Annotated in this window: 17 protein-coding genes; 7 read left to right on the forward strand and 10 right to left on the reverse strand. The window is 61.0% G+C overall.

What is annotated here, in order from left to right:
• Positions 1-160 precede the first annotated feature (160 nt).
• From ACWHTU_RS13145 to ACWHTU_RS13170, 6 genes are all read left to right on the forward strand, one after another.
• Positions 161-1,906 carry an adenosylcobalamin-dependent ribonucleoside-diphosphate reductase gene (locus ACWHTU_RS13145; protein WP_447859826.1) on the forward strand — a complete coding sequence of 582 codons (1,746 nt, stop codon included), beginning with the start codon at positions 161-163 and terminating at the stop codon, positions 1,904-1,906.
• A gap of 175 nt (positions 1,907-2,081) precedes the next feature.
• Positions 2,082-2,735 carry a hypothetical protein gene (locus tag ACWHTU_RS13150; protein WP_447859827.1) on the forward strand — a complete coding sequence of 218 codons (654 nt, stop codon included), beginning with the start codon at positions 2,082-2,084 and terminating at the stop codon, positions 2,733-2,735.
• A gap of 186 nt (positions 2,736-2,921) precedes the next feature.
• On the forward strand, positions 2,922-3,614 hold the full coding sequence (locus tag ACWHTU_RS13155; RefSeq protein WP_447859828.1) for an HAD family hydrolase: 693 nt from the start codon (positions 2,922-2,924) through the stop codon (positions 3,612-3,614).
• 119 nt (positions 3,615-3,733) lie between these two features.
• A complete protein-coding gene (locus ACWHTU_RS13160; protein ID WP_447859829.1) occupies positions 3,734-4,666 on the forward strand; it encodes a cobalamin-binding protein in 933 nt (310 codons plus the stop codon).
• A 10-nt stretch (positions 4,667-4,676) separates the two neighbouring features.
• Entirely contained in the window at positions 4,677-5,537 is an 861-nt protein-coding gene (hpnD, locus tag ACWHTU_RS13165) for a presqualene diphosphate synthase HpnD (protein WP_447859830.1), read from the forward strand.
• The gene (locus ACWHTU_RS13170) at positions 5,534-6,943 is read left to right on the forward strand and encodes a hydroxysqualene dehydroxylase (protein WP_447859831.1); all 1,410 of its coding nucleotides are present in this window, start codon (positions 5,534-5,536) and stop codon (positions 6,941-6,943) included. Before hpnD ends, ACWHTU_RS13170 begins: the two co-directional genes overlap by 4 nt.
• 7 nt (positions 6,944-6,950) lie before the next feature.
• Here ACWHTU_RS13170 and ACWHTU_RS13175 read toward each other — a convergent pair whose 3' ends face one another.
• Positions 6,951-7,649: a hypothetical protein gene (locus ACWHTU_RS13175; RefSeq protein ID WP_447859832.1), complete on the reverse strand. Its 699-nt coding sequence runs from the start codon at positions 7,647-7,649 to the stop codon at positions 6,951-6,953.
• Positions 7,649-10,291 (reverse strand): PAS domain S-box protein, encoded by a 2,643-nt coding sequence (locus ACWHTU_RS13180; RefSeq protein ID WP_447859833.1) that lies wholly within the window; start codon positions 10,289-10,291, stop codon positions 7,649-7,651. The genes ACWHTU_RS13175 and ACWHTU_RS13180 overlap by 1 nt, the downstream gene beginning before the upstream one ends.
• Before the next feature lie 300 nt (positions 10,292-10,591).
• Here ACWHTU_RS13180 and ACWHTU_RS13185 point away from each other — a divergent pair, with 300 nt between their 5' ends.
• Positions 10,592-11,161 carry a hypothetical protein gene (locus ACWHTU_RS13185; RefSeq protein WP_447859834.1) on the forward strand — a complete coding sequence of 190 codons (570 nt, stop codon included), beginning with the start codon at positions 10,592-10,594 and terminating at the stop codon, positions 11,159-11,161.
• A 31-nt stretch (positions 11,162-11,192) separates the two neighbouring features.
• On the opposite strand, the gene ACWHTU_RS13190 is transcribed toward ACWHTU_RS13185, so the two are convergent.
• The 8 genes from ACWHTU_RS13190 to ACWHTU_RS13225 form a co-directional block, all read right to left on the reverse strand.
• Positions 11,193-11,468, reverse strand: a complete 276-nt coding sequence (locus ACWHTU_RS13190) for a hypothetical protein (RefSeq protein ID WP_447859835.1) — start codon at positions 11,466-11,468, stop codon at positions 11,193-11,195.
• 179 nt (positions 11,469-11,647) lie between these two features.
• The gene (locus ACWHTU_RS13195) at positions 11,648-12,865 is read right to left on the reverse strand and encodes a M23 family metallopeptidase (protein ID WP_447859836.1); all 1,218 of its coding nucleotides are present in this window, start codon (positions 12,863-12,865) and stop codon (positions 11,648-11,650) included.
• Positions 12,866-12,879: 14 nt separating this feature from the next.
• A complete protein-coding gene (locus ACWHTU_RS13200) occupies positions 12,880-19,596 on the reverse strand; it encodes a calcium-binding protein (protein WP_447859837.1) in 6,717 nt (2,238 codons plus the stop codon).
• Positions 19,597-19,672: 76 nt separating this feature from the next.
• A complete protein-coding gene (locus tag ACWHTU_RS13205; RefSeq protein WP_447859838.1) occupies positions 19,673-20,206 on the reverse strand; it encodes a hypothetical protein in 534 nt (177 codons plus the stop codon).
• Positions 20,207-21,571: a calcium-binding protein gene (locus tag ACWHTU_RS13210; RefSeq protein ID WP_447859839.1), complete on the reverse strand. Its 1,365-nt coding sequence runs from the start codon at positions 21,569-21,571 to the stop codon at positions 20,207-20,209.
• Positions 21,568-21,975: a hypothetical protein gene (locus ACWHTU_RS13215; protein ID WP_447859840.1), complete on the reverse strand. Its 408-nt coding sequence runs from the start codon at positions 21,973-21,975 to the stop codon at positions 21,568-21,570. Before ACWHTU_RS13215 ends, ACWHTU_RS13210 begins: the two co-directional genes overlap by 4 nt.
• A gap of 2 nt (positions 21,976-21,977) precedes the next feature.
• The gene (locus ACWHTU_RS13220) at positions 21,978-22,592 is read right to left on the reverse strand and encodes a hypothetical protein (protein WP_447859841.1); all 615 of its coding nucleotides are present in this window, start codon (positions 22,590-22,592) and stop codon (positions 21,978-21,980) included.
• Positions 22,593-25,523, reverse strand: coding sequence for a calcium-binding protein (locus ACWHTU_RS13225; protein ID WP_447859842.1), 2,931 nt, complete (start codon positions 25,521-25,523; stop codon positions 22,593-22,595).
• Positions 25,524-25,531 lie beyond the last annotated feature (8 nt).

The following is a 25,531-nucleotide window of genomic DNA, read 5'->3' on the forward strand; positions in this document are numbered from 1 at the left end:
AGGCGATTCTGCCGCAGACGACGCCCGGATGCAAGCCCTCCTCGACATCTCGGCGTCGGACTCTTTGTAGAGCACATAGGAGTCGAAGATTTGGCATGGTACCGATTGGAAACTATCACTTATAATGTAGGTCATCATCGGCCGTTATTTTGACGTTCCCATGGACAAGACCCGTTCGCGCACTCCGCGTCTTTCCGCCAACGCCCTGACGGTGCTCCGTCGCCGTTACCTCGCCAAGAACGAGGCCGGCGTGCCGATCGAATCGCCGTCGGACATGTTCCGACGCGTCGCAGAGAACATCGCCGAAGCCGAGCGCCTGTATTCCGCCCGGGCGGAACGCGGCCGGATTGCGGAACAGTTCTACCGGCTCTTCACCCAACTTGACTTTCTGCCCAACTCACCTACGCTCATGAACGCCGGCCGGGATCTCCAACAACTGTCCGCGTGCTTCGTCCTGCCGGTCGAGGATTCCCTCGAATCCATCTTCGACGCGCTCAAGCACCAGGCGTTGATCCATCAATCGGGCGGCGGCACCGGCTTTTCGTTCAGTCATCTGCGCCCCAAACACGATCGCGTCGCGTCCACCAGCGGAGTCGCCTCCGGCCCGGTCTCGTTCATGAAGATCTTCAACATGGCGACGGAGGTGATCAAGCAGGGGGGGGCGCGGCGCGGCGCGAATATGGGCATTCTGCGCGTGGATCATCCGGACATTCTGGACTTCATTGCGGTGAAGGAAGATCCTAAGGAACTGACGAACTTCAACCTGTCCGTCGGGATCACCGACGCCTTTATGCAGGCATTCAAGGAGCGACGTTCGTACGCCCTGATCAACCCCCGCACGGGCCAGTCGGTGAGACGCCTGCCGGCGACGGAGGTCTTCGACCGCCTGACCGAAGCCGCGTGGAGGACCGGCGAGCCGGGCGTCGTCTTTCTTGACACGATCAACGCCGCCAATCCGACGCCGCACCTCGGGCGAATCGAGGCAACGAATCCATGCGGTGAACAGCCCCTGCTCCCCTACGAATCCTGCACGCTCGGCTCGATCAATGTCGGCCGGTTCGTCAAAGGGCCGGCCAAGGCTCCGTCGATCGATTACGATCGTCTCGCGCAGGTGATCCCGATCGCCGTCCGTTTCCTCGATAACGTGATCGACATGAACCGCTATCCGTTGCCCGAGATCGAGACAATGACCAAGAGCACGCGGAAGATCGGGTTGGGGATCATGGGATTCGCCGACTTGCTGATCAAGCTCGGGATTCCCTACGACACCGGCGCCGCGCTGAAAACGGCGGAAGCGCTCATGCGTTTTGTGCAGGCGCGCGCGCACGCCGCCTCGGCCGAACTGGCGAAAGAGCGCGGGGTGTTTCCGAGCTTCAAGGGAAGCCGGTGGGAATCGGAAGGCCGACGGCTCCGCAACGCGACCGTCACGACGATCGCCCCCACCGGCACCATCAGCATCATCGCCGACTGCTCACCCGGGATCGAACCCCTCTACGGCGTCAGTTTCGTCAGGACCGTCATGGAAGACGTGCGGTTGGTCACCATCCATCCCGAGTTCATTCGCCGCCTGCGCGCAGCCGGGCTCTATTCTGCCAGACTGCTGCGCCGCGTGGCGGTGAACGAATCGATCCGCAAGCTGGCCGACCTGCCCACGGACCTGCGGCGGCTTTTCGTCACCGCGCATGACATCGCGCCGGCTCACCACGTGCGCATACAGGCGGTCTTTCAGAAATACAGCGACAGCGGCGTGTCCAAGACCATCAATCTCCCGCCGGCCGCCACCAAGCGCGACGTCGCCTCCGCATTTTTGCTGGCCTACCGGCTCGGTTGCAAAGGTCTCACGGTCTTCAGGTCCGGGAGCCGCGAGAGGCAGGTGCTTTCTTGCGCGCAGATTCAATACTGTTGAGGCGCAAGACGCGCTCGTGGCTTTCGCAGCAGCCTTTTTTAGGGATCGCTGCGTACATGGCTGAGCGTCTGCAACGTTCGCCCCCTCCGAAAGAAAATTGACACTGCCGATCGATAATGCTATCTAGTGGCCCAGTTCGATCGTGGCCCGTCACGATGGTCGAAGGAGGTTGTTGATGCTCGCCTCGTCAGGGATTGCAGGCGCAGTGACCGGAGTCCCCAACTGGAACATCCACTTGGCCCGCGAACCCGAACCGGATTTGGAATTTGAAGACACGCTCGAAGAAGAGACCGGTCCCGGTCGCGGGACTGCGGACCGCAAGCCGCCCAAACGCTCGGGCGGACGCCCGCTTCTGTGGGGGCTGATCCTCGTGCTCCTTGCGGGCGCCGCATACGTCGCGATGGATCCGGAAATCGTCATGGATCTGCTCGGGTCGCTGCTGGGCGAACCCGCACCTGCGCCGACCGCCACGGTCCCGACGCGGACGCCGGCTGCGCCGGCCGCGCCTCCGCCCGCGCCACCGGCTCCTTCCGCCGCGGAACCCGGAAGTCCGTCATCCGTGCCGATGACCGTTCCAGCTTCGCCGCCCAGCCCGCTGTTCGCTGAAGGCCAGAAAGTCACCGTCGTGGCCGATCCCGGTCTTACCGACGCAACGGTGACGTTGTCGTTCGACGCCGCGGGCCTACGGCCAGGTCCCGCCGTTCGACCCGGTTCCACATTGACCGTATTGGACGGCGAATGGCGGAACAACGCCTGGGTCTACCTCGTCAAGACCGACGAGGGTGTAAAGGGTTGGATCCCGGAAAGCCGGCTGCGGCTAAAACCCTGACTTCGCCTCGCGAGCGCGTCATTCTCCGAATTTGAACCCCGTTGACTCGCCGCAGGCTCGACCCTGCCGGTGCACCGCACTGTGTGATCATGCGCCGATCCATCCACGCAGTCAGTTTCTCGGAGCGGGAGCTATCCGCGTCATCCGCAGCCCCGCGCGGCGGCCTTCTCTCTCGATCGTGCTGACATGCTACGCGCCTTGATTTTCGACTTCGACGGGGTCATCGCGGATACGGAGCCGATCCACTTCGCGGCATTCCGGAAAGTGCTCGCCGAGATCGGCGTCTCCCTGACGGAGGCCGACTATTATGCTAATTATCTGGGCTACGACGACAAAGGCTGTTTCGCGGCGGCGCTCGCAGCGAACGGGCGGTCTGCACCGCCTGCGCTGATCGCCGATCTGGTCGCCCGCAAGGCCAACACCTACATGGAACACATTCGCCGGCATCTCATCATTTTTCCCGGTGTTCGGGAACTGGTACGCGACGCAGCCGCGCGGTATCGATTGGCCATCGCCTCGGGAGCCCTGCGTCCCGAGATCGAATTCATTCTGGAACAGGCCGGCATCCGAAAGGAATTCGCACACATCACCAGCTCGGAAGACGTGATGCGCGGCAAACCGGATCCAGAAGGCTTTCTACATGCGCTCGCCGCACTGAACCAGCAGCGGTCTGACGAGTCCCTGGCGGCGGCGGACTGCCTGGTCATCGAGGACTCCATTCCGGGCATCCGCGCAGCCCGCACCGCCGGCATGAAGGTCCTGGCCGTAGCCAACACCCATACAGTTCAGGATTTGCGCGAAGCGGACGCCGTCGTTCCATCGCTGGAGCGGGTGGACCTAGCCGAACTGAACAAACGATTGTGGATGCCAAGGGTATAGAACAGAGGCGCGTAGACGATACGCAAGGATCCGCAGGGCGAGAACGCAGCAAGTTGGCCGATTCGGTCCATTATCGCTCACCTGGAGCCTATCACCCGGTATACTGACGGTGACCCGCTATGCGCATTGTTTCCCTCCTCCCCGGAGCCACCGAAGTTGTCGCCGCGCTGGAGCTGACGGACCATCTGGTTGGAATCAGCCACGAGTGCGATTATCCGCCGACCGTCCGCGAAAAACCGGTCCTCGTTGAAGCCGTCATCGACAGCGAATGCACGTCCAGCGAAGAGATCGACCGCCGTGTCCGGGAGACCGTGCAAGCCGGCCGTCGTTTGTATCGACTGAATGAACCGCGTTTCTTCGAGGCGGCGCCGGATCTGGTCATCACTCAAGACCTCTGCCACGTGTGCGCGATCACGCCGGACCAATTGCAACGGGCCGTGCAGGCGTTGCCACGCCCGCCTCGCTTGCTGACGCTGAACCCCGCGACTCTGGAGGAGGTGCTGGCAGATATCGAACGGATTGGCGCGGCGGCTGAGCGGACGGCCGAAGCGCGGCGGCTTGTCGCCGACCTTCGCGCGCGGCTGGCCCGCATCCGCGAACATGTCGCCGGCGACACCAGACGCCCGCGGATCGCCTGCCTCGAATGGCTGTCGCCCCTCTATGCGGCGGGCCATTGGGTGCCGGACATGGTCACCGCCGCGGGAGGGCTCGACGCGCTGGGCACGAGCGGGACGCCGTCACCACGAATCACCTGGTCTGCGCTCCTGTCCGCGGATCCGGACGTCATCGTCCTGATGCCGTGCGGATTTTCCATCGCCAGGACAGCGCGGGAGATCAAATCCCTCATCGATCGGCCGGAGTGGCAGTCGCTGCGCGCCTGGCGACAGGGCCAGGCTTACGTCGTGGAGGCGGTTTCCTACTTCAGCCGCCCCGGACCACGCCTCGTGGACGGCGTAGAGCTCCTGGCCGCGATCTTTCACCCAACCGTGTTCGGAGAAGCGTTGCCGCCCGGCGTCCAGCAACTCGACATGCTCCTCCACGCCACATCGTAATACCGTGTGCATGACTTTCGCCGACGCCCAAGCCTACTGCGCCGCGGTTACCAAAAAGAGCGGCAGCAACTTTTACTACTCCTTTCTGTTTCTGCCGAAGCCGCGCCGTGACGCGATGTACGCCGTGTATGCCTTCTGCAAGGAAGTGGACAGTGCAGTGGACGAACCGCCTCCCGGAAGCGATCCGCACCACCAGCTTCGCCGCTGGCGCGAGGAACTGGCCGCCGCCTATCACGGGTCCCCCACCCATCCGGTCACAATCAGTCTGGCGGAGCACGCCCGCCGCCTGGCGGTGCCGCAGGCGTATTTTGACGATCTCATCAACGGCGTCGAAATGGATCTGACGATCTTGCGTTATGCGACGTTCCAAGAACTCTCGCTTTATTGTTACCGCGTCGCGTCGGTGGTCGGGCTGATTTGTCTGCACATTTTCGGCCTGACCTCCCCCCGCGCGTGTGACTACGCCGTCAATTTGGGTACGGCGTTCCAGCTCACGAACATCCTGAGGGACGTGGGCGCGGACGCGGAGCGTGGTCGCGTGTACCTCCCGCAGGAAGATCTGGCGCGGTTCGGCTACAGTGAAGACGAACTGTTCAAGCGGACCTATTCGCCGACATTCCTGGAATTGATGCGGTTCGAGTCCGCGCGGGCGCGCGAGTTTTACGACCGGGCGCGGGCGGCGATCGACGCCCTCCCCGCACACGATCGGCGCGCCTTGACCGTAGCCGAAATCATGCGCGGCGTCTATATGCGAATCTTGGGGCGCATCGAACGATCCGGTTACCGGGTCTTCGGACCGCGCATCGGTCTTTCTTCCTCCCATCGGCTGGCCATCGCCGCCGGCGTCTGGCTACGATCTCGACTGCCGTGAACAAAACAAAGCCAACCGTCTTGATTATCGGTGGAGGGGCCGCCGGGGTAACGGCCGCGCTCGCACTGAGCGAACGGGGCTTCGCGGTCACCCTGTGCGAGCAGCGGGGACGGCTCGGCGGACGCCTGATCGATTGCCTGGACGGCGAGCAGTCGGCCGGAGGACCAATCCCGCCCGAGCCTGCCCCGATCCTCCTGTTGGGCTGTCAGACCGCGACGTGGAATCTCCTGGATCGCTGCGGGACGGCTCCGCTGATCCGTTCAACGCCCACAGTCGGATTCGAACTGCTCTTCGCCGCCGACCGACGCATGCGGTTCCCTCGCCTGTGGGCACCGGGCCCCTGGCATACCCTAGGCGGTGTGGCACTGTTCACGGCGCTGTCGTTCCGGGACCGCTGGCGTCTCCTGTCATTTCTGGAGCGAACCTGGGAGGGAGCTCCTCCGCTTCCGCAGAACTTGGAACTTCAGACAGCCGACGCCTGGCTGGAGGAGACTGGCCAGTCGCAGACCGCGCGGGCCACGGTCTGGAACCCCCTGTCCCGCTTCCTGTTGGGCGACGATCTCAAAACGGTCTCCGCCGCCATGTTCGCCACCATGTTGAAACGGTGTTTTCTCTCGCGACAGCGTGATTCGGCCGTTACGATTCCGCCGACGGACGCTGAACACTGGCTGCTCGCTCCGCTGCGGGCGCGTTTGCTGCGCACCGGCGTCACGCTGCGGCTGAACTCGGCCGCCGCGCGGCTTGTTTTCGACGACGACCGCGTCGCCGCCGTGCACCTGCACAACGGCGAAACCCTCACCGCGGACTGGTACATCGCCGCTCTGCCGCACAGCGCGTTGAGCGCGCTCATTCCAGAGCGGATCGTCACGCATTTCGCCTACTTCCAGCAATTAGCGCACCTGACCGACTCTTCGGCCCTCACGGTTCACCTGCGCTTCGAGGGGCGGCTGCGATCTCCCCGCCTGGTGCTCTTGGCAGGACGGACGTTCCACTGGATAGTCAGCCGGCCCTTGTCGGAATCGCAGGAAGAAGGCGTCTGGGTCTCGACTGTTGCCGTCGGCACCGCCGAAGCGCTGGAGCGCGCCGACTCGGAGTTGATTCAGATCGCGCAACGCGACGCGGTCGACGCCCTGCCGGCGCTCGTTGCCGCCTCGATGAGTACCGCGCGGGTCTCGCGAAAGCCGCGGGCGTGGCTATCGCTCCGCCCCGGCACGCGGGCCATGCGGCCGCTGCCCCGGAGTCCGTTCGCCAACCTGCTGGTCGCGGGAGACTGGACCGACACCGGCTGGCCCGCCTCGCTGGAAAGCGCGATCGTCAGCGGCGAACGGTGCGCGGAGGCGATCGTCTGGAATGCCTCGGCTCCGGCGGCGAGGCAATACGGAGAACGGCTGACCGCTGATCACTGATCGTGCGTCATTGGATGGGACGGGGCTCCCGTGAGGGAGCATGGAAATAACAGAGATCCTGGAGGCGTCCGCGTTGCTGATACTTCGCGACGACGATCCAGGCTCGACGGGCGTCCGTCAGGCTGACATAGGAGATCTGGTCAAAGATGAACGGCCGCAGCGTGAAGACGCCGGCTGGTGGCGCTGCGTTCCTCCGGGTGTCCTCGGCGGGCAACTCCTTCAGCGCATAGGCTCCGCCCGTCCGCTCGAATTTGTCGGCGGTCGCATGCAGCGGACTCAGATCCTGCCAGGTCGCCTGCTCCAGCACCTCGCTGTCCGGCGGGAACACGTAGAGGCTGTCGCTGGGCAGGCCGCGCATGCAAAAACTGCTGCGGATTACGAGGTCTTCCCGGCCGTCGTTGTCCAGGTCGAACCGCGCCTGCTCCAACGTCGAGCACCGTCCGTCACGGGGCGCCTGCCCGCGTAACTTCACGGGAGTCCAGGCGATGCGCCGAAAGACGTCGTGCGTATAGCGGAGGTTGCCGTCCCACTCCGCGTCGCGGTTCAACACCTCTGCCATCGTCTCGCAGACTCTCGGTTCCTTGCTCATCACCGTCTGATACAGCTCGCCACCCGCCAAAGCCAGCGTGGCGACCGCAAGCCAGCCCACGCCAACCGCCCCGCTGCGGCTCACGGTGGTCACGGCTTCGGGCAGGATGGGAAACATCACAGCACCGGTGTTCCCCCGGCAGCGGCATGCTCACGCGGCACGGGTGCGTCCAGAACCTCACGCACCTTTCGCATCAGCCCGTCCGGAGCAAATGGTTTCTGAATGAACGCAATATCGGACCCCAGTACACCGTGCCGGCCGATTTCGTTGTAGGTATACCCCGACATATACAGCACGCGCAGATTCGCGCGGGAGCGGCCAAGCCGATCGGCCAGCTCCCGCCCACTCATGCCTGGCATCACGACATCGGTCACCAGCAGATCAATCGAACCGTCGTGGCGTTTCGCGAGCTCCACCGCTTCCTCCCCCCTCGACGCGGCGATGACGGTATAGCCGTGCGCTTCGAGAATATGCCGGACGAGATCGCGGATCATGTCCTCGTCCTCCACCAGGAGAACGGTCTCCCGCCCACGCATCGGTCGGTGTTCCGACGGCACCCCCTCGGGGGTCACAGCTTCCCCCGCCGCTCGGGGCAGCAAGATCGTGAAGGTCGCTCCCCGGCCGGGTTGGCTGTCCACGAGGATATACCCCTCGCTTTGCTTGACAATCCCGTACACCGTGGACAACCCCAACCCCGTTCCTTCCCCCTGAGCTTTGGTTGTGAAGAACGGCTCGAAAATACGCGCCTGCGTCTCCGCGTCCATCCCGACGCCCGTGTCGCTCACCACGAGCATCACGTACGAGCCCGGCGGCACCGTAAACCGCGTGTGAATGTCCGGCTTCTCCAGCTCGAGGTTGGCGGTTCGAATCGCCAACGTCCCGCCCTGCGGCATCGCATCCCGCGCGTTGACTGCCAGGTTCATGATGACCTGCTCGATCTGGCCGGGATCGGCCTTGACCCACCCCAGCGCCTGATCTAAAACCATGACCAATTCGATGGGCTCGCCGATAAGCCGGATCAGAAGATTGCGGGCGTTCTCCAGCACGGCATTGAGGTCCACCACCTTGAACTGCACGACTTGGCGCCGGCTGAACGCCAGCAAGCGGCTGGTCAATGTCGCGGCCCGTTCGGCCGCCAGCGCGATCTGCTCGACATGACCTCGACTGGCATCACGGCTGTCTTCCAGCAAGAGTTCGCAATACCCGTTGATGACGGTCAGCAGATTGTTGAAATCGTGCGCGACGCCTCCTGCCAGCCGACCGATGGCTTCCATTTTTTGGCTGTGCAGCAACTGGGCTTCCAGATTCTTCCGTTCGGTCAGATCCGTCATCCCGCCCACCATACGCACGGCCGTGCCGAACGGATCGCGAATGACGTGGCCGCGGTCCAGCACGTAGGCATAGGCGCCGTCCTTGCGCCGAAAGCGATATTCCCCCGACCACTGTTCGCCGCGGCCGTCGATGACACGGTAAATATCCGGGACGATGCGATCATAGTCGTCGGGGTGGATGCGGGTCGTCCACGATTCGATGGTCGGCTCCACCTCGTCCCGCCGATAGCCGAACAGGACCTCGAAGCCCTCGTTCCACCAGAGTTCGTTGGTCTCCAGATTCCAGTCCCAGATGGCATCGTTTGTGGCTTTGGCCAGCAGGCGAAAACGCTCTTCGCTCTCGCGGAGCCGCTGCTCGACCTGCTTGCGCGCCGTAATGTCGTGAAAGCACACGACCACGCCGGTGATCGTTCCGGATTCGTCCCGTATCGGGGAACAGATGTACTCGATCGGAAAGCTGCTACCGTCCTTGCGGAAAAAGACCTCGCCCGTGACCTGTCGCGCTTCGCCGTCGTGCAACGTCCGGAACGCCGGACAATCTTCCCATGGATAGTCCCGGCCATCCGCATGATGATGATGGATAAGTCGGTGGGCCTGGTTCCCTATCAGTTCGTGTTCGTCATAGCCGAACAGCGTCGCCGCCGCCCGATTGGTAAACAGAATCCGTCCCTCGGCATCAAGGCCGTGAATGCCTTCATTCACCGAGTTGAGAATCAAGAGGCCTTGCCGCCGTGCCGACGCAAGTTCCGCCTCCGTCCGGTCTCGGCCCACATGGTATCGCTGCACGAGAGACAGAATGGTGATCCAGGCCGACACGAGAAGCACCAGGCAGATCACCCAGACGATGACGGCAACCAGGAATTGCCCCTGCACTTCCATGAATCGGTTCCTGATCCGCGCGCGAACAGTCTCCACAGTCAGCCGGATTGCTTCGTCATAGTGTTGTTTTTGCCTCTCATATTCGTCGCCGAACAACAGCGCCGCGGCGGCCCGGCGCTGTCCCCGCCCTAGCAGCGCGAACGCACGGGATTCCATCTCCACCAGCTTGCGGTTCGCCTTATCGATTCCTACGGCGGGTTCTCGAGCATCGGTGTCGCCCGCCAGTTCGACTATCTCCCGAATGACGCCCGCCAACTGGGGCTCCAACCGCCGGTAGCGGGTCTTCCATTGAAAGTCGTCCATCAGCAAGGCCATCCGCGCCGACATGGTCCGCGCTTCATTGAGGTAGACGATATCGCCGTTGAGTCTCTGGAACTGCACTTCGATGCGCGCGCTTGACCGGATGCGCTCGAACACGTCCCAGGCGTTCCAGCCGACCAATGCCATTAGCGCGACAGTCAGCACAACCCCAGCGGTCATCACCGCCAATGGCATGGTTTGCGCTCGCTCTACGAGAGCGGCGAACTTCTGTGCGGGAGATTTGGCCATCGGCAAGCGTGGGAGAGGAAGACCTTACGCGTCTCGAAACGGCGCCGACCCGATTGCCGCATTCTGAGTTCCCTACTGCGTGGCTATCGGCAGTATAGGGCTGGACGGCCTTTATGTCTTGCAAATACACGTTTCCTACAAGGGGATTCGTTTCCCGCTGTGGGCATCGGCAGGCCAGATCCGACGACCCCGCTTGACATGGCGAGAAAGGAAGCCTAGCTTGTCAGGCATCGAGATCGCCGATAGGAGCGTTGGAATCCCCGTCAAAACCGGTACGGAGCCGGTGAGGTCACGGAGCCCATGCGCACTATGGACGCCCGCGAGCCATTTCACGTTCACACGCGCCGCGCAGTGTGGACGCTTTCTGCGCTGCTGTGGTTGATCCCGCACCCCGTCGCTGCCGATCCGTTTCTCAGCCGGCTCGACTGCGTGTCCGTCCAAGCGTCCGTCTGGGAAGTTGGCGACTCCTTCGGCATCACGACCGACGTGCTGCGGGAAGCGATCCGGGCCGGACTGAGGACCCACGCGCCGCGCCTGAAGATCGAACCCGGATGTCCGGACCGTATCGATTGCAAGGTGTTTCTCCAGGATGCGTCGACGGACACCTTCAAGGGATTCTTCGGACACATCGCGATCGAAGTGACTCGGAAAGCGGTCTTCCAGGACACGGCTCTGCTGACGGCCGGACGGGCCTGGGATCTTCAGTCGTATGTGTTTGGAACCCGCGACAAAGCCAAGACCAGCGTCCTCGATCAGCTCAATCGGCACCTTGCCCAATTCGCCGCCGACTATCTGCTCGCGAACAGGAAAGAAGACCAACCGGAGGAAAGCAAACCGGGTAACGGAGGCGCCTCGGCGGAGACGCGATGATGCGCCGGTGCTCTGGCCCGGGGGGCTTTGTTCAGCAAGGCTCTTGTTTCCCTTGGTCGGAAGTGTGCGAGCACCTTTCACCGGCGGCAGACTCGTTGCCCGTGGACAGTTTCGCGGTTAGGAACAGCGGCAGCGTGCTCCCGGGCAAGGTCAGCGGGCGGCGCAGCACCCAGTTCCCCTCCCCTGGCTTGGCGTAGGTATCGAATCCGACCAGCTCCCCGGTCTCGGTGTTCAGCAGCACGGGAGTGGTCGCATGCTTCCATTTCCGATAGGCCTGAAAGACTCGCCACGTCCATGCAAACGCCATAGGCCATCCTCCTCCGCCGTGAGCGTGCGATTCGCGCGGTACACACGGCACTCCGGAACTCAGCAACCGCTGTGCCAGCGCCGCAGAGTATCAATCGGCCGGTATTTCTCCAGTGGTAATTGGGGTTGCGAGCGGGCAAGCTGAGAACCCGTGCCGGACGAAGCGCAGAAGATGTAGGATTATCCCTTCAGAAGAGCGTCGTGGTCGGTCACGCGCTCGGACTGAAAATCCGTATGGTTTGCCCGATAGTTAACACTCACAGGCCTTTTTCCTAAAACCGTTTCCGGCACCTCACTCAATTCTCTGCCGGCTACCTGCCGGAGATCAGGAAAGAGGAACAGTGATGAAGACTTCCTTTTTGTCCGACCTGACTCGATAGTGACTCGCCGAGTGACGCTCTGCTCTCCCTGTTGGCCGCCGGTGCTTCGGAGGAGCGTGACTTTGCCGACGTAGGACCCAGCCTGCCAAGCACCGGTCTGCCGACCTCGTCCGGCAAAGACAAAGCGTCGCGCCTGGGTTCGGTCAATCCGCGTTTCATGGTCGAGCACCAACTTCCCATCGGGGCCAATGATGCGAAACCTGATCGTGTCACCAGCCTGGACGCCAAAGATATCCACCCAGAGCACCAAGGCCTTCGCGGCGGAAGACAGCAGATCGTTCTCATTTCGACCGCCACGAATCGCCTCCACGTTCGGCGGCTCTCCTGAGAAGCCGGCATTGTAGAGGGCCACTTCCTCATACGAAATGTGCGCGTCATCACGCCAGAGGGGTTTTCCCCCGAGTCCGCAGCCGGCGCTCGCCCATTGCCCGGTAAACGGATCGACCACCCGGCCATGATGACGGACCGTCACATGCACGTGCGGGAACTCCGTCTTTCCAGAAAGGCCGACAAGGCCAAGCTGGCTTCCGCGATCGACCCGCTCGCCTACCCTGACTTGAACACTGCCGCGGCGCAGGTGGCAGTATTGGGTCTGCCAGCCGCCCGCATGATCAATCATCACCCCGTTGCCGCATTCGCGACCCGCGATACGCGCCCGTGAGGTGTCATCGGTGATGGGCTGATCCTCCATGCCGTCTCGAACCCGCCGGACGACACCGGGAGCGCCCGCCAGTACCGGAATGCCTTGCTCCATAACGGCCCGATCACGAATCGCAAAATCGGTCCCGTCATGGGCATCGTCCGTGCGGCCGTGGCAGCGGAAATCTTTGGCGTCGTTGCCGGGATCGACGTCCACGTAGTTGGCGACCCAGCAGGTCTCGCCGACTTGGCAGGCGAGCGGAAGATCAAGTGCGAATGGCCCGCCGGGAGGGTCGAGAAGGCGGGCGTCCTGGGCGACAAGAGCGGGCGCGGCGCTCCCCCACGCAAGGAGTACCCAGAGAAGCGCCAGCCAGAGCATCCCCGCCCGTGAGCTTACTGCCAGTTGGCGGCCAAGATGGCCTGCACGTCCTCCGGCCGTTGGGCGATGGCCTGCTCCCACGTGAGGCCCGTCTGGGCGCTGAACCCGGCCATGGCCTGAATGAGTTGCTCGACTTGCGTGTTCAGCAGGTGCTGCCCGTTGCCGGCTTGGATCACCTCAGTCTGAGAGGACGCGCCGGTGTACCAGTTCTGGATCGTCAGTTGATCCGTGGAATTGTATCGCGCGATCTCCAGATCGTTGCCATTTTGACGCAAGATCAAATCCAGCGGATTGATACCGGTCCCGAACAACACGGTATCCGTGTTCCCCGGAATCGCATCCGTATCGTTCAAGAGGTCCTGTTCAAATCCCATATCGAAGTGGTAGTAATCATTCCCGGTCCCGCCATTGAGCGAGTCGTTGCCCGGGCCGCCGATCAAGGTATCGTTGCCCGGACCGCCGATGAGCTGATCATCGCCCTCGCCGCCCAGCAACGTATCGTTCCCCGCATCGCCCTGCAGGTAATCATCACCGGCGCCGCCATCCAGGACATCATCGCCCGCGCCGTCGCCCACATCATACGCATACTCGCCATAGAGGCGATCATGGCCCGCCCCGCCTACCAGGGTGTCGTTCCCCGCCCGGCCGTAAATCAAGTCGTTGCCTGCGGCCCCGGTGACCTGGTCGTCCCCGGCGCCGCTCTCCACAGACAGCGCCGCCGTGCTGTCCGGCGCACTGTGGGTCAAGACGTCGTCGCCGGCCCCGCCATAGACCTCTTCGAACGTCGCCAGGTCCGCGGTCACGCCCCCGCCCCCTTGCACCAGCAGCCGGTCGTACCCCGCGCCGCCCTCGACCTGGATATCCTCCGCGTCCATCACCAGCGTGTCGTCCCCGGCTCCGCCCAGCAAGGTATCGGCCCCGGCATTGCCGTACAGGGTGTCATCCCCGTCGCCGCCATCCAGCACATCGTTCCCCGTTCCGGAGCCTCCCGCATAGTCTCCATACAACGCATCATCGCCCGCCCCGCCCAGCAGGAGGTCATCGCCGCTCCCGCCAAACAAGGTGTCATTCCCGTCGCCGCCATCCAGCACATCGTTCCCTGATCCATCCCCGACGTCGTACGCATACTCTCCGCCCAACGTATCATGGCCGGCGCCGCCCACCAGCGTGTCGTTCCCCGCCCGACCAAAGAGCTGATCATGGCCCGCGCCGCCTATCACCGTGTCGTGACCGCCTCCACCTTCCACAGAGAGATTCACCAGCCGGTCCGGGGCGCTGTTGGTGAAGAGGTCATCGCCCGCCCCGCCGAAGACTTGTTCCACCGTCGCCAGATCGAGCGTCGCCCCCCTGACGCCTTGGACGGAGACGGTGTCGGAGCCGGCCCCGCCATCGACGTCGAGATCCTCGCCGTCGACGATCAGCCAATCATCGCCGTCGCCGCCCCGCAGCGTATCCGCGCCGACCCCGCCGGTGAGGATGTCGTCCCCCGGCCCGCCATCCAGAAGGTCATCGCCGTCACCGCCGGCCAGGCCGTCATTCCCCGCGCCGCCCAGCAGCACATCATGTCCCCCGTTGCCGGTGAGACTGTCATCCCCCTCGCCCCCGTCCAGCAGATCATTCCCCGGCGTGTCTCCGATATCGTAGGCATACTCGCCATAGAGCCGGTCGTTCCCCGCCCCCCCGACCAACACATCATCGCCCGAATTGCCGAACAATTGATCATGGCCCATCCCGCCAATCACCTGGTCGTTGCCGCCCCGGCCTTCGGCATAATCATTGCCCCCCAACGCATCAATGATCTCGCTGTCGTTGGTGCCATAGAGAACATCGTCACCTTCCGTCCCGGGGATCGTGGGAGTGAGCAGACTCGCCAACGCCACCTCGCTGCCGTCGGCAAAGGCCAGCGTTTCCACCACCAGCGAGCCGTTCGCACCGGTAGGATCAAAGTTCACAAGCTGAATCGCCTCGCCGCCCGTGCCGACCCGAATCGTCAAGGTGTTCGGGTTCTGCGTCAGCCTGAGATCGGCTTGGGCAATCCCCTCGCCGAACACGAGCCGATTCCCTTCGCCGGGCGCCGCCATATCCACGATCGTGTCCGTGCCATCGCCGGGGTTGAAGTAGTACGTGTCGTGGCCCGCCCCGCCCTCCAGGAGATCCGCCCCGGCCCGTCCGGCCAGTTCGTCCTGGCCGGCATCCCCGCGCAGCGTGTCGTCGCCCTCCCGGCCGTCCAGAAAATCATTCCCCCCCAATCCGACCAACACATCGTTCAGTGCCGTACCGGGTACATAGTCCGAATCCTCGGTTCCCGTTAGCAAGAGCCCTGTGGCCCTGGCCAGTATTGCTGCGGTATCCCAGATCGTGCCGTCGGCAAAGGCGATTTGTTCAATCTCGTAGAACGGGCCGTCCAGGAAGAAGCGCAGGGTGAGCTGATCGCTGGTGCCGGTGATCCCGAGCACGAGCCCATTCTCCGCATTCGCCTGCAGGGCGACCTCGTCCGGCGTCACGTCAGGCGCCAGCCGAACGGTGTCGATCTCCGCGCCGTTGAAATTGTCGTCGTAGACCGTGTCGTGGCCGCTGCCTCGGCCAAAGAGGTAGGTATCCGCGCCGATCCCGCCGAACAACGTGTCGTCGCCGGCTCCCCCATCCAGCAGATCATCGCCCTCTTGCCCATGCAACGTGTCGTCGCCTCCCAGCCCCAGGATCGTATTGTCATTCCCATTCCCTTGCAGAAACTCCGAGACCTCGGTGCCGGTGATATCCCGAACCTGACTGTTGATGGCCGCGGCATCCCAAACCGTCCCGTCCGCAAACCGAATCTCCTCGATCCGATAGGCGGGGACGGTGATCCCGGAGAACGAGAACGAGGGCCGCACAAAGACCGAGGCGAAGTGCGACTGCACCGTGAGCCGGTCCGATGTCCCGTCGATGCTAAGGGTCAAAGTATCCCCCACGCGGCTGACAGTCAGGTCGCTCGGCAACACGTCCGCCCCCATTTCGATCAGATCCGTCACCTGGTCGCTGGTAAAATCAAAATCGATGATCGTGTCCTGGCCACTCCCACGCCCGAACCTGTACGTGTTGGCATGGTAGGCCCCGATCATCGGCGCATCGAACGCCTCCGGCCCCCACACCGTCCCATCGGCGAATTGGACCCGCTCGACCTGCGAGGGCGCCACATAGTAGGGATTCCCGCCCGCCGTCACCATGGCTCCCGGCAGAAAGATGTTGGATGACAAGAGATAGGTGCCCTGGTTAAAGGCGACCGTGTAGAACGACGGGATCAGGAGCTGGTCGGTCGTGCCATCAAGGCTCAGCATCAAATCCTCGCCGCTGCGCTGCCACCGGACGTGGCCAGGCAGGACATCGGCGGCGAACTGGATCGCATCACCGACCCCGCCGGGAAAATAGGGGGCACTACTCGAATCGTGTTCGACGATCGTGTCAACCCCGTAGCCGTGGCCGAACACATAGGTACGCCCGTCGATGAGCGTGTCGTTACCGGCACGGCCATCCAGGGTGGCGGAGCCACTTCCCCGCATCTCGTTGTCCAACGCATTGCCGGTGCCGATAAGGCCGTTTGCGGCGGCCAGGAAATTTTCTACATGGTCCGGGAGGGTGTAACTGACAAAGCTCTCGACGGTGTCGGTGCCGCTCGCGGCCTCTTCAATCACCGTGTCGGCAGCACTGTCCACGACATAGATATCGTGGCCCGCGCCGCCAATGAGCACCGAGTTGCCGGTGTCCAAATACTCATTGCCACTGTTGAGGTAATCATCCCCCTCATCACCGAAGAGCGTATCCGTCCCCTGCCCGGCAAACAGACGGTCGTTGCCCGCGCCGCCGTGCACGAGATCATCACCCGTTCCGCCATCGAGCACATCGACCCCGGCGCCGCCATCCAGGACATCATCGCCCTCCTCACCGAACAGGACATCGTCGCCCAGTCCCCCGTACAGCGTGTCGCGCCCTTTCCCTCCACGCAGGCTATCGTTTCCCTCTTCTCCATCCAGAAAGTCATTACCTCCCGTAGTCGTCGGGCCATTGGGATTGTCGCCAAAGAGCGTGTCATCCCCAATCCCGGCATAGATGATGTCATCCCCCGCTCCACCTTCGAGCCGATCATCCCCCTCGCCGCCGTCCAGCAGATCATGTCCGCCCGTATCGAAGAGGAGATTCGTATAGTCGCCCGCAAGCCAGTCATGACCGGCGCCGCCGACCAAGAAATCGCTCCCGCCGCCACCAAACAGAAAGTCGTTCCCCTCGCCGCCATCGAGGCTGTCGTTGCCGTCCAAGGAAGCATCATACGCCGTCGCGAAGTTGGGACCGTCGCCAAACAGACTGTCGTTGCCGTCACCGCCGGTGAGGACATCGTTTCCATAGCCGCCTTGCAACTCATCAAACCAGTCCCCGTCGCCCCCATAGAGCATGTCGTCGCCATCCTCGCCCTTCAAGAGATCCGTCTCCGTCCCGCCATCCAGCCAGTCATTGCCCGCTCCCGCGAGCAACACATCGCTTCCTGCTCCACCCTCCAGCCAATCATTGCCCGCCACACCCGCCTCGTCGGCCTGCAAATGATCGTCCCCGACCCCACCGAGTAATTCGTCATCCCCCGCACCGCCGAACAGTTGATCATCCCCGTCACCGCCGTCCAAGACATCCTGCCCGGGGGCGGCTCCCGTCTCATCCCCTGATAGCACATCATTGCCTGTCCCGCCGAACAGCCGATCATGCCCGTCGGCTCCCAAGAGCGTATCGTTCCCAGCATCGCCGAAGAGCTGGTCATTTCCTAGATCGCTCCCCACCGTGTCGTCGCCCCCGAGGGCGTGGACGATGTTGTTGGTCGCGCCGACGATGGTGTACGAGTTATTGGTGTCATCAAAGACCGGCACGGGAATCGTTTGCCCCGGATTGTTCGGATCCGGCTCTTCGCGCGTGAACTCTGTCCGTGTGGGCAGGCCGTTGTCGTAATTAGGCAAGGCACCCGCTTCGATGAGCCGAAGGCCCAAGTGGCCGTTCTGCCACTGTGTGATCGTGAGGCTGTCCCCCGGATTGATGGGACTCGTGATCGTCAGCGTGGTGCCTGAGAGCATATAGCGAAACTGCCCATCCGGGCTGGTGTAGGTGTTGGCCGGATCGCTGGCTCGACGAAGACCGCCTTGGAGCTGTCGCTGGTCAAACTGGATGGAGCCCAGCCCGTCGGCATCCTCAATGATGTCTTGGCCATAGCCGCTGCGAGAGTAATACACATCCGTGCCTGGGCCTCCCTTGAGCGTATCGATACCGAGCCCGCCATCTAATCGATCATCGTTCACCCCGCCATCCAGTAGATCGTTGCCTTGTTGGCCGAGGAGAATGTCATTGCCGGCGCCACCGCTGAGCAAGAAATCATTCCCGTCATTCCCTTCGATGTAATCGCGCCCCTCACCTCCTTGAATGGAATCATCCCCTGCGCCCCCATAGAGATGATCATCGCCGGCGCGCCCGATCAAATCATTTCCTGAGGCATCGCCGAAAATCACGACCTGTGTCGCCGTGGCACCACGACCATTATGAAATCCGGTCGTCTCATCCACGAACAACGTCCCACTCGCTGGACTGCCATCCGTCTGATTGAAGGCGATCTTCTCCGCCAGCAGCTCCGCCCGATCACTGAGCGCCACCAGCGTCCAGGTCCCTTGACCCGTCGTGGCATCATAAAGGTCAAGTGACCCGTCTTGATTATGCAGCGCTTGGTACTCCACGCCCTGCACGACGAAGGGGTTCAACTCCCGCAACGCATAGCGATAGGCCAAACCATCCGGCGTGGCGGCCTTAGCCTGACTGAACACCGTGCTGCTTGCCACCTCAACCAAACTGTCCACGCGATACGGGCTTGCCGCCGGCAAGATGTCGCGGAGCACGACCAGGTTCGTGTAGTACGCGTTGCGATCTCCGACCGCTGTGCTCGTCACCGTCGGTCCCTGGAAGACTTTGCGGAGCGCGTCGAGGCCGGTTTCCAAACTGGTGCCCGCGGTCGCGGAGGTGGCCTTCAGAAGACGTGTGACGTCTGCAACGGACACGGTCGGATCCACCTTGGCAAAGAGATCGTACAACGCTAACGCATCGGTGATGGTTGTCATGCGATGATTGTGGATGGGATCGAAGAGGCTCCCCTCGATGAATACACGCTCCATCGTGCCCAGAGAGGTCCCGAACCCGCTGATCAGGGAAGGACCTTGGCCGACCACATTGGTGATGTTCGGAAAATTCAATGTGGCTGGGGTGACGCCCAGCACTTCTAGCACCTGCAGCACCGAGCCCCCAATGCCCGGAGCGTTATACGTGTAGGCCGAGACCACGTCGGCATGGTCCGCGGTAAACGTCTGGGCGAGGAAGCCGCCCAAGGAATGCCCGGTCACGATCAATCTCTCCGCAGGAGTTAACTTCAGTTCATCCTTCAACTGGGTGTAGAACGCCTCCAGAGAGGCATATTGCGCCTGAATGTCCGCACTCCCGAGCAACCCGATGTCGACGAGGTCGGTAAAGGCGTCAAAAGGATCATTCGTCCCGCGAATCGCCAGGAAGCGGTCGTTCGACCCATCGTTCTTCTGAAACAAGACCGCCGAGAACCCATTCAGATTGGGCGGACTGACACTGACGATGGAATAGGTGGCGGCAAATTGCGTGGCGAGCGCCTCAGCGAAGCCAGCGAGCTTCAGTGCGTCTATAAATGCTTGCCGATTAGAATTCATTGATATCGTCAAGTTGGCATAGGCTGCCAAGGAGAACTGAGCTTGCTGGAAATAAGTGCTTATAAAATTTGCCATTTCACATACCTCCCACTTGAACGTTTCGCTTCGGTTTAATTACAGCTTTCCACAAATCATCATATACAGCGTATCCTGGACAGCTACTTGGTGGACCTTGAGGGAACAGGTAGGCGACTAACCATCCTCCATAAAAGTGGAAGAGCGTCGCTGATCCTAATATCTCTCCAGTGTGAATATCTCGGACAAATGTCTCCACCTTAGTGATATGGAAAAGCCTAGAGAAATGGTCATCAAATTTGCTCCCGCTTTGATAGATTTCACCAAGCTCCTTCCGGTCTGGTTGTCCGTTCGCCGAAAAATACTTCTGCTCTACTTCAACCGTCTTGTGCACCTTTATGCCTGCTCTATCTCGACACAGATGACCAAAATAAAGGTGTCCCGGAATGATGTCCCACGTCGGAATCAGCACAAAGATAGCGATCGTGAGATACTTCACGATCTTGCTCTCGGTGTATCGCCCGACGAGTTTGACGACGAACTTCGCCAAGTAAACATAGACCACCAGGACAACGAGCAATGCTAAGCCAAACATCTACGCCACCTTTCTTCTGAACCTCCGATTGATCAGGTCTCTCTGTTTCACTATGACATAGGTGAACTGGCCATCGAGGCTGACCCACGTATCTGCGGTCGTCCCTTGGCGCCAGATGCCCCCGGCGAGCGGCTGGCCATCGAGCACGATGGCCCCGATCTTATCTGAATCGACAATGCGATCTTGGCCTGGGCCGGTACGATAGAAATAGGTGTCGAGGCCGTCGCCGCCGTCCAACAGATCATCGCCGAGCCCGCCGTTGAGGCGATCGTTATCCGCCTCGCCGCAGAGTTGGTCGTCACCCTGCTGGCCCAAGAGGATATCGTTCTTCGCACCGCCCTCAAGCTGATCGTCTCCTTGATTGCCTTCCAGATAATCAAGCCCCTCCTGGCCATTGATGACATCATTCCCACCGCCGCCATAGATGCGGTCATCGCCTGACCGGCCCAGCATCTCCCGCCCCTCGGCATCGCCGAAAATCACGACCTGTGTCGCCGTGGCACCACGACCATTATGAAATCCGGTCGTCTCATCCACGAACAACGTCCCACTCGCTGGACTGCCATCCCTCTGATTGAAGGCGATCTTCTCCGCCAGCAGCTCTGCTCGATCGCTGAGCGCCACCAGCGTCCAGGTCCCTTGGCCTGTCGTGGCATCATAGAGGTCAAGTGACCCGTCTTGATTATGCAGCGCTTGGTACTCCACGCTCTGCACGACGAAGGGGTTCAACTCCCACAACGCATAGCGATAGGCCAAGCCATCCGGCGTGGCGGCCTTAGCCTGACTGAACACCGTGCTGCTTGCCACCTCAACCAAACTGTCCACGCGATACGGGCTCGTCGCCGGCAAGATGTCGCGGAGCACGGTGAGATTGGTGTAATAGGATTCCCGGTCGCCAATCGCTGTGGTCGGCGCAGCAGGTCCTAGTAGCGCTTTAGAGAAAGCGTTGAGACCGAATTCCAAGCTGTTGGCACTGACGCTCGATAAAGCATTCAGTATGCCGGTGATGAACGAGATCGATACGTGCGGATCGACCCGAGACACCAGATCGTAGAGGGCCAAGGCATCCGTGGCAGTTCCAATTGAATGATTGGTGATAGGATTCAGGGTCTCTTCGATGAAGATGTTCTCGACTGTCCCAACCAGCGTCCCGAATCCTGCAGCGGCAGAGAACCCGTTCTGGCTAAGCACGTTAGTGATGAGTCCTGAAGGCACTGCGGTATCAGCAATCCCGAGCCGGTCCAGAATGTCCGTCAAAAGACCACCAAACCCCGGTGAGTTGAATGTGTAGGCGTGCGTGACGTTCGTTGGAAAATCGATCGTGAAGGCCTGAGCGAGAAAGCCGCCTAAGGAGTGGCCGGTCACGGTGAGACACTCATTGTCCCCAACACCCCTGACGCGACGAGTTGCTGATAGTAGTTTTTCAATGCGGCATATTGAGGATTAAGGTCCGCGGCTTCACCGATGACGATGCGTCCATCGGCCACAAGGTCCGAGAGAGTATTGATACCTTCCGTCCCCCGGATGGCGAGTACTTTTTCCGTGCTCCCAGTCTTCTGAAAAAGGTTAACCGCCAGCCCTTGGGCATTGGAAAAGGTGTCGGCTGCGATGGAATATTGCGTAACGAATTCCTGCGCAAGGTCATCAGTGAAGCCGACTCGGACGAGTTCTTGCTTGTATTGGTCGAGACTCATCCCGACTGTCAGGTTAGCGTACGCAGCCATTGAGAGTTGAGCGCTGGTAAAATACATATTGATTGGAGTCGGCATCGTTAGTCCCCCTTTTGCTGAGGCGAGGTTATGGGCTTAAAGACGTTCGAAGATAGCATGACGTAAATGGGAGGTTCATAGGGCTGTCGCTTTTCCTCAGGACATACGTTTGGAAATCGATGTTCGTTTAAATAGTCTGTGAGCCATCCCCCGTAATATTCAAAAATGGTTGCGTTGCCTAAAACTTCTCCTGTTTTCCTATCTCTTATGAAAAAGTTCACCTTGGTAACATTAAAAGATTTGCTCTGACGTTCCTTGCCAAGTTCGAAGTGGTTCCTAACCTTTGATAGATTTAATTCCCCTCCCTTAGCCGGTGGCGAGCCATTCTTTGAAGTATCAGGCTCGCCTGGAGCCAAGAAGAATTCACTTCCCAACTGAAGCGTCTTGAAAACCTGCTGCCCAGCTTCGGTCGCACATAGTCGCGCAAAATGAATTCTGCCTGGAGCAATGTCCCATGTCGGAATCAACACAAAGATCGCGACAGTTAAGGCCTGTGAAATTCTCTTCGTGGTAGCCGTTACTGCCAAGACGTTGGCCAGCCAGCCGACCACTCGAACGCTAAACCAAGCGAGAAAGATGTAGACCACCAGACCGATCAGAAGTGAAAGCGCAATCATCTACGCCGCCTTTCTCAGAGTTGTGAAATAGTCACCATCACAAACCGGTCTGGTCATGAGGTCGCTGCTAGTCCCGCCGACCAAGGGGACCGAAAAGGTGTCGGCATCCAGACCGCCGTTGAGCCGATCATCCCCGGCGCCGCCCTCCACCGTATCGGCTCCGCCGATCTCGGGCGAGCCGCCCTGAAACGGCGTCGTATCGCCAATCAGAAGGTCTCTGCCGGTTCCCCCGATCAGCACATCGGCCCCGCCCCCGCCATGCAACTCATCGTCGCCGGCGCCGCCATCGAGGAAATCATTGCCATAGATGCCCAGCTGCAGGGCCTGCAGATCATCGCCGTTCAGGTTGTCGTTCCCGGCGCCGCCGAGGATGACATCGGACCCGGCGCTGCCTTGCAACAGATCATCACCCTCACCCCCGTCGAGATAGTCATTCCCCGTCACAGGGGTCAACGAGTCATCGCCATTGATCGTATCGTGGCCCGCCCCGCCGTAAATGCGGTCATGCCCGCCTTTGCCGTAGATTTCATCATCCCCGTCCTCCCCGTACAACTGATCATCGCCCGCTCCGCTGACGATTGTGTCGTTTCCCCCTAAGGCATGGATCAGGTTGTTGTCGTCGCCGATGGGGGGCACCAGCCGCCCAGGGTCGGTCGTGGTCGTGGTGTTGTTCGGATTGTCATCGAAGAAGGGCGCGTAGACCGGCTCGTAGATGGGGTTGCCCTCCGGATCGGTGCCGATCTGCTGGTAATGATCCACTTTCACAAACTCGCTCCGCGTGGCGGCGGCATAGGCCGGGAGCTCAAACAGGCGGATCCCGAACTGGCCGTTTTGAAAATGCTCGTTCAGGGTCAGGACCCCATTGACTACCAGATCGGTCCCCGAGAAGGCATAGGTAAACCGCCCGTCCAGGCTCGTATAGGCCCCGCCACCGGCCTCGCGAATTCCACCCTGCAGAAGCTGCTGATCAAAGAGGATGGCATTCTGGCCGTGCGCGTCTTCGATCCGATCTAGTCCATCGCCGGAGGTGTAGAGGTAGGTGTCGAAGCCCGTCCCGCCCCGCAGTTCATCATCACCGGCCCCGCCTACGAGAATATCGTGGCCGGCGCCGCCTTCGAGATAATCCGTGCCACCCTGCCCAATCAACACGTCGTGACCATCCCCGCCAAAGAGATGATCGTCCTTGCCCTCTCCCTGAAGGGCGTCACTGTCATCACCGCCAAAGAGAAATTGCCGATCGTCAATCGAAAACAGCGAGGTCGTTTGGATCTCGTACTTGCTGGCCACATCCTTGAAATGAATCCCATTGGGGGACTTGTCGAGATCGCCCTGATTCAGAGCAAGCTTTTCGGCCAGGAAAAGAGCTCGATCCTCAAGGTACTGCTGCGTGAGGGCACCGGTCCCCAGGAGTTCATCAAATAGGTCCAGCGCACCGTTCTGATTGAATCGTGAATAGTCCACACCGATCACGGCGAAGGGATTCAGTTCTTTCAGAGCATAGCGATAGGCAATGTCGTTCAACGCGCGGGCCTTGACATCGTCAACGGGTAGGCCAACCAAGGGCACAAGGGACCCAGGATTCGGCAGAACGAGGGCCTTCACTTGCTCAAGATTTGTGTAAAACTCATTGCGCCTCGCAATATCCCCGAATCCACCCGTTGCTGGGTTCGACTCAGTCTTCGACACCTCTCCGAGGTAGATCTTGCGTAAGGCATCCAATGCGTTCTCCAGTGAGTCAGCCTCCGCTGTGCCCGATAACCCAACAGTGGTCCCTGTAGCTCGTTGGTTCGAGGACGCCGCGAAGATCTGCTCGATCTCCGCCTGTGTCAGACTGGGATTGACGGTTTGGAACAGTTCCATCAGCGCTAGCGCATCCACCATTAAGATGATGCTGTGCGTCGTCCCATAATCGCCGTTTAATCCAAAGAAACCGCCGAACCCATCGAGATCCGGCTGGTCCTCAATAAAGATTGCGGTGGCGGCTCCATGCACCCCGCGGTTCGCGACATATTCGGAATCGTTATGGGTGGCATGCCCGAAGAGCTGAGTGATCTGTTGGAAAGCCTCGCTGGTCCCCACTTCGCCCGGAGCCGGACTCGCACTGAGTCCGGTCGTGTCGTACTGACTGAGAACGATTTGTTTGGCCAGTGCATAGCGCGGGTCGAGATAGGCGTTCTCCAGTGAACCCTGGGTAAACGGATTCCAACCCGCCCCGGCGGCACTCGCTGCCAGATAGGCCGGATCATCCGCTGTCGTGTAGGGCAGAGCTCGGTCAGGATCCTGAACGATGGCCGTGAACAATCGGATCATCTCATGGATGCGCTCGGCCTCCGTGGCTCCTGCTCCCGTAATGTGGCCCCGTCCCGCTCCATTGAACGTGTAGGTGTGCCCAAAAGCGATGTCGCTGTCGTTGTAATGCAACTCGGTGAAAATTGTGGCAAGGTGGCCGCCGAGCGAGAAGCCCGTGACATTCAATGCGGAACCGGCAGGTAACTTGCCGCTGTTCTTGAGTTCCTGGTAGTAGGCTTCCATCGCAGCGAGCTGACCCAACGCGAATCCCTTGCTGAAAATCTCGCTATCAGCCCCCAACCCATCTCGTGACCAATCTCCGCCCTGATCGGGATTGCGGTATTCCGTGCTGCGGAAGGACAAGGTGTACTCACCCGTTGTGCGGTCGCGCAACAGCGTCGCTGAAAACCCGGTTGCGTCATTGGCATGATGGTCGACAAGGTCATACTGGTTATCAAAAGCAGTTGCCTGCCCAAGAGTCATACGGGTGTAATTGTTTTCGCCAAAACCTGGCTTATTGTTTCCCAACCGCAACACATCTACCAAGCTTCTCTGTCCTGTGATGAAGAAATCCAAGTATGACTCGGCAGCAATTTGCTGCAGGGCAAATTTCAACCAAATGCTGATGCTATTGTTTTCCATGTTTGTTG

This window comes from Nitrospira calida (genome assembly GCF_976986435.1).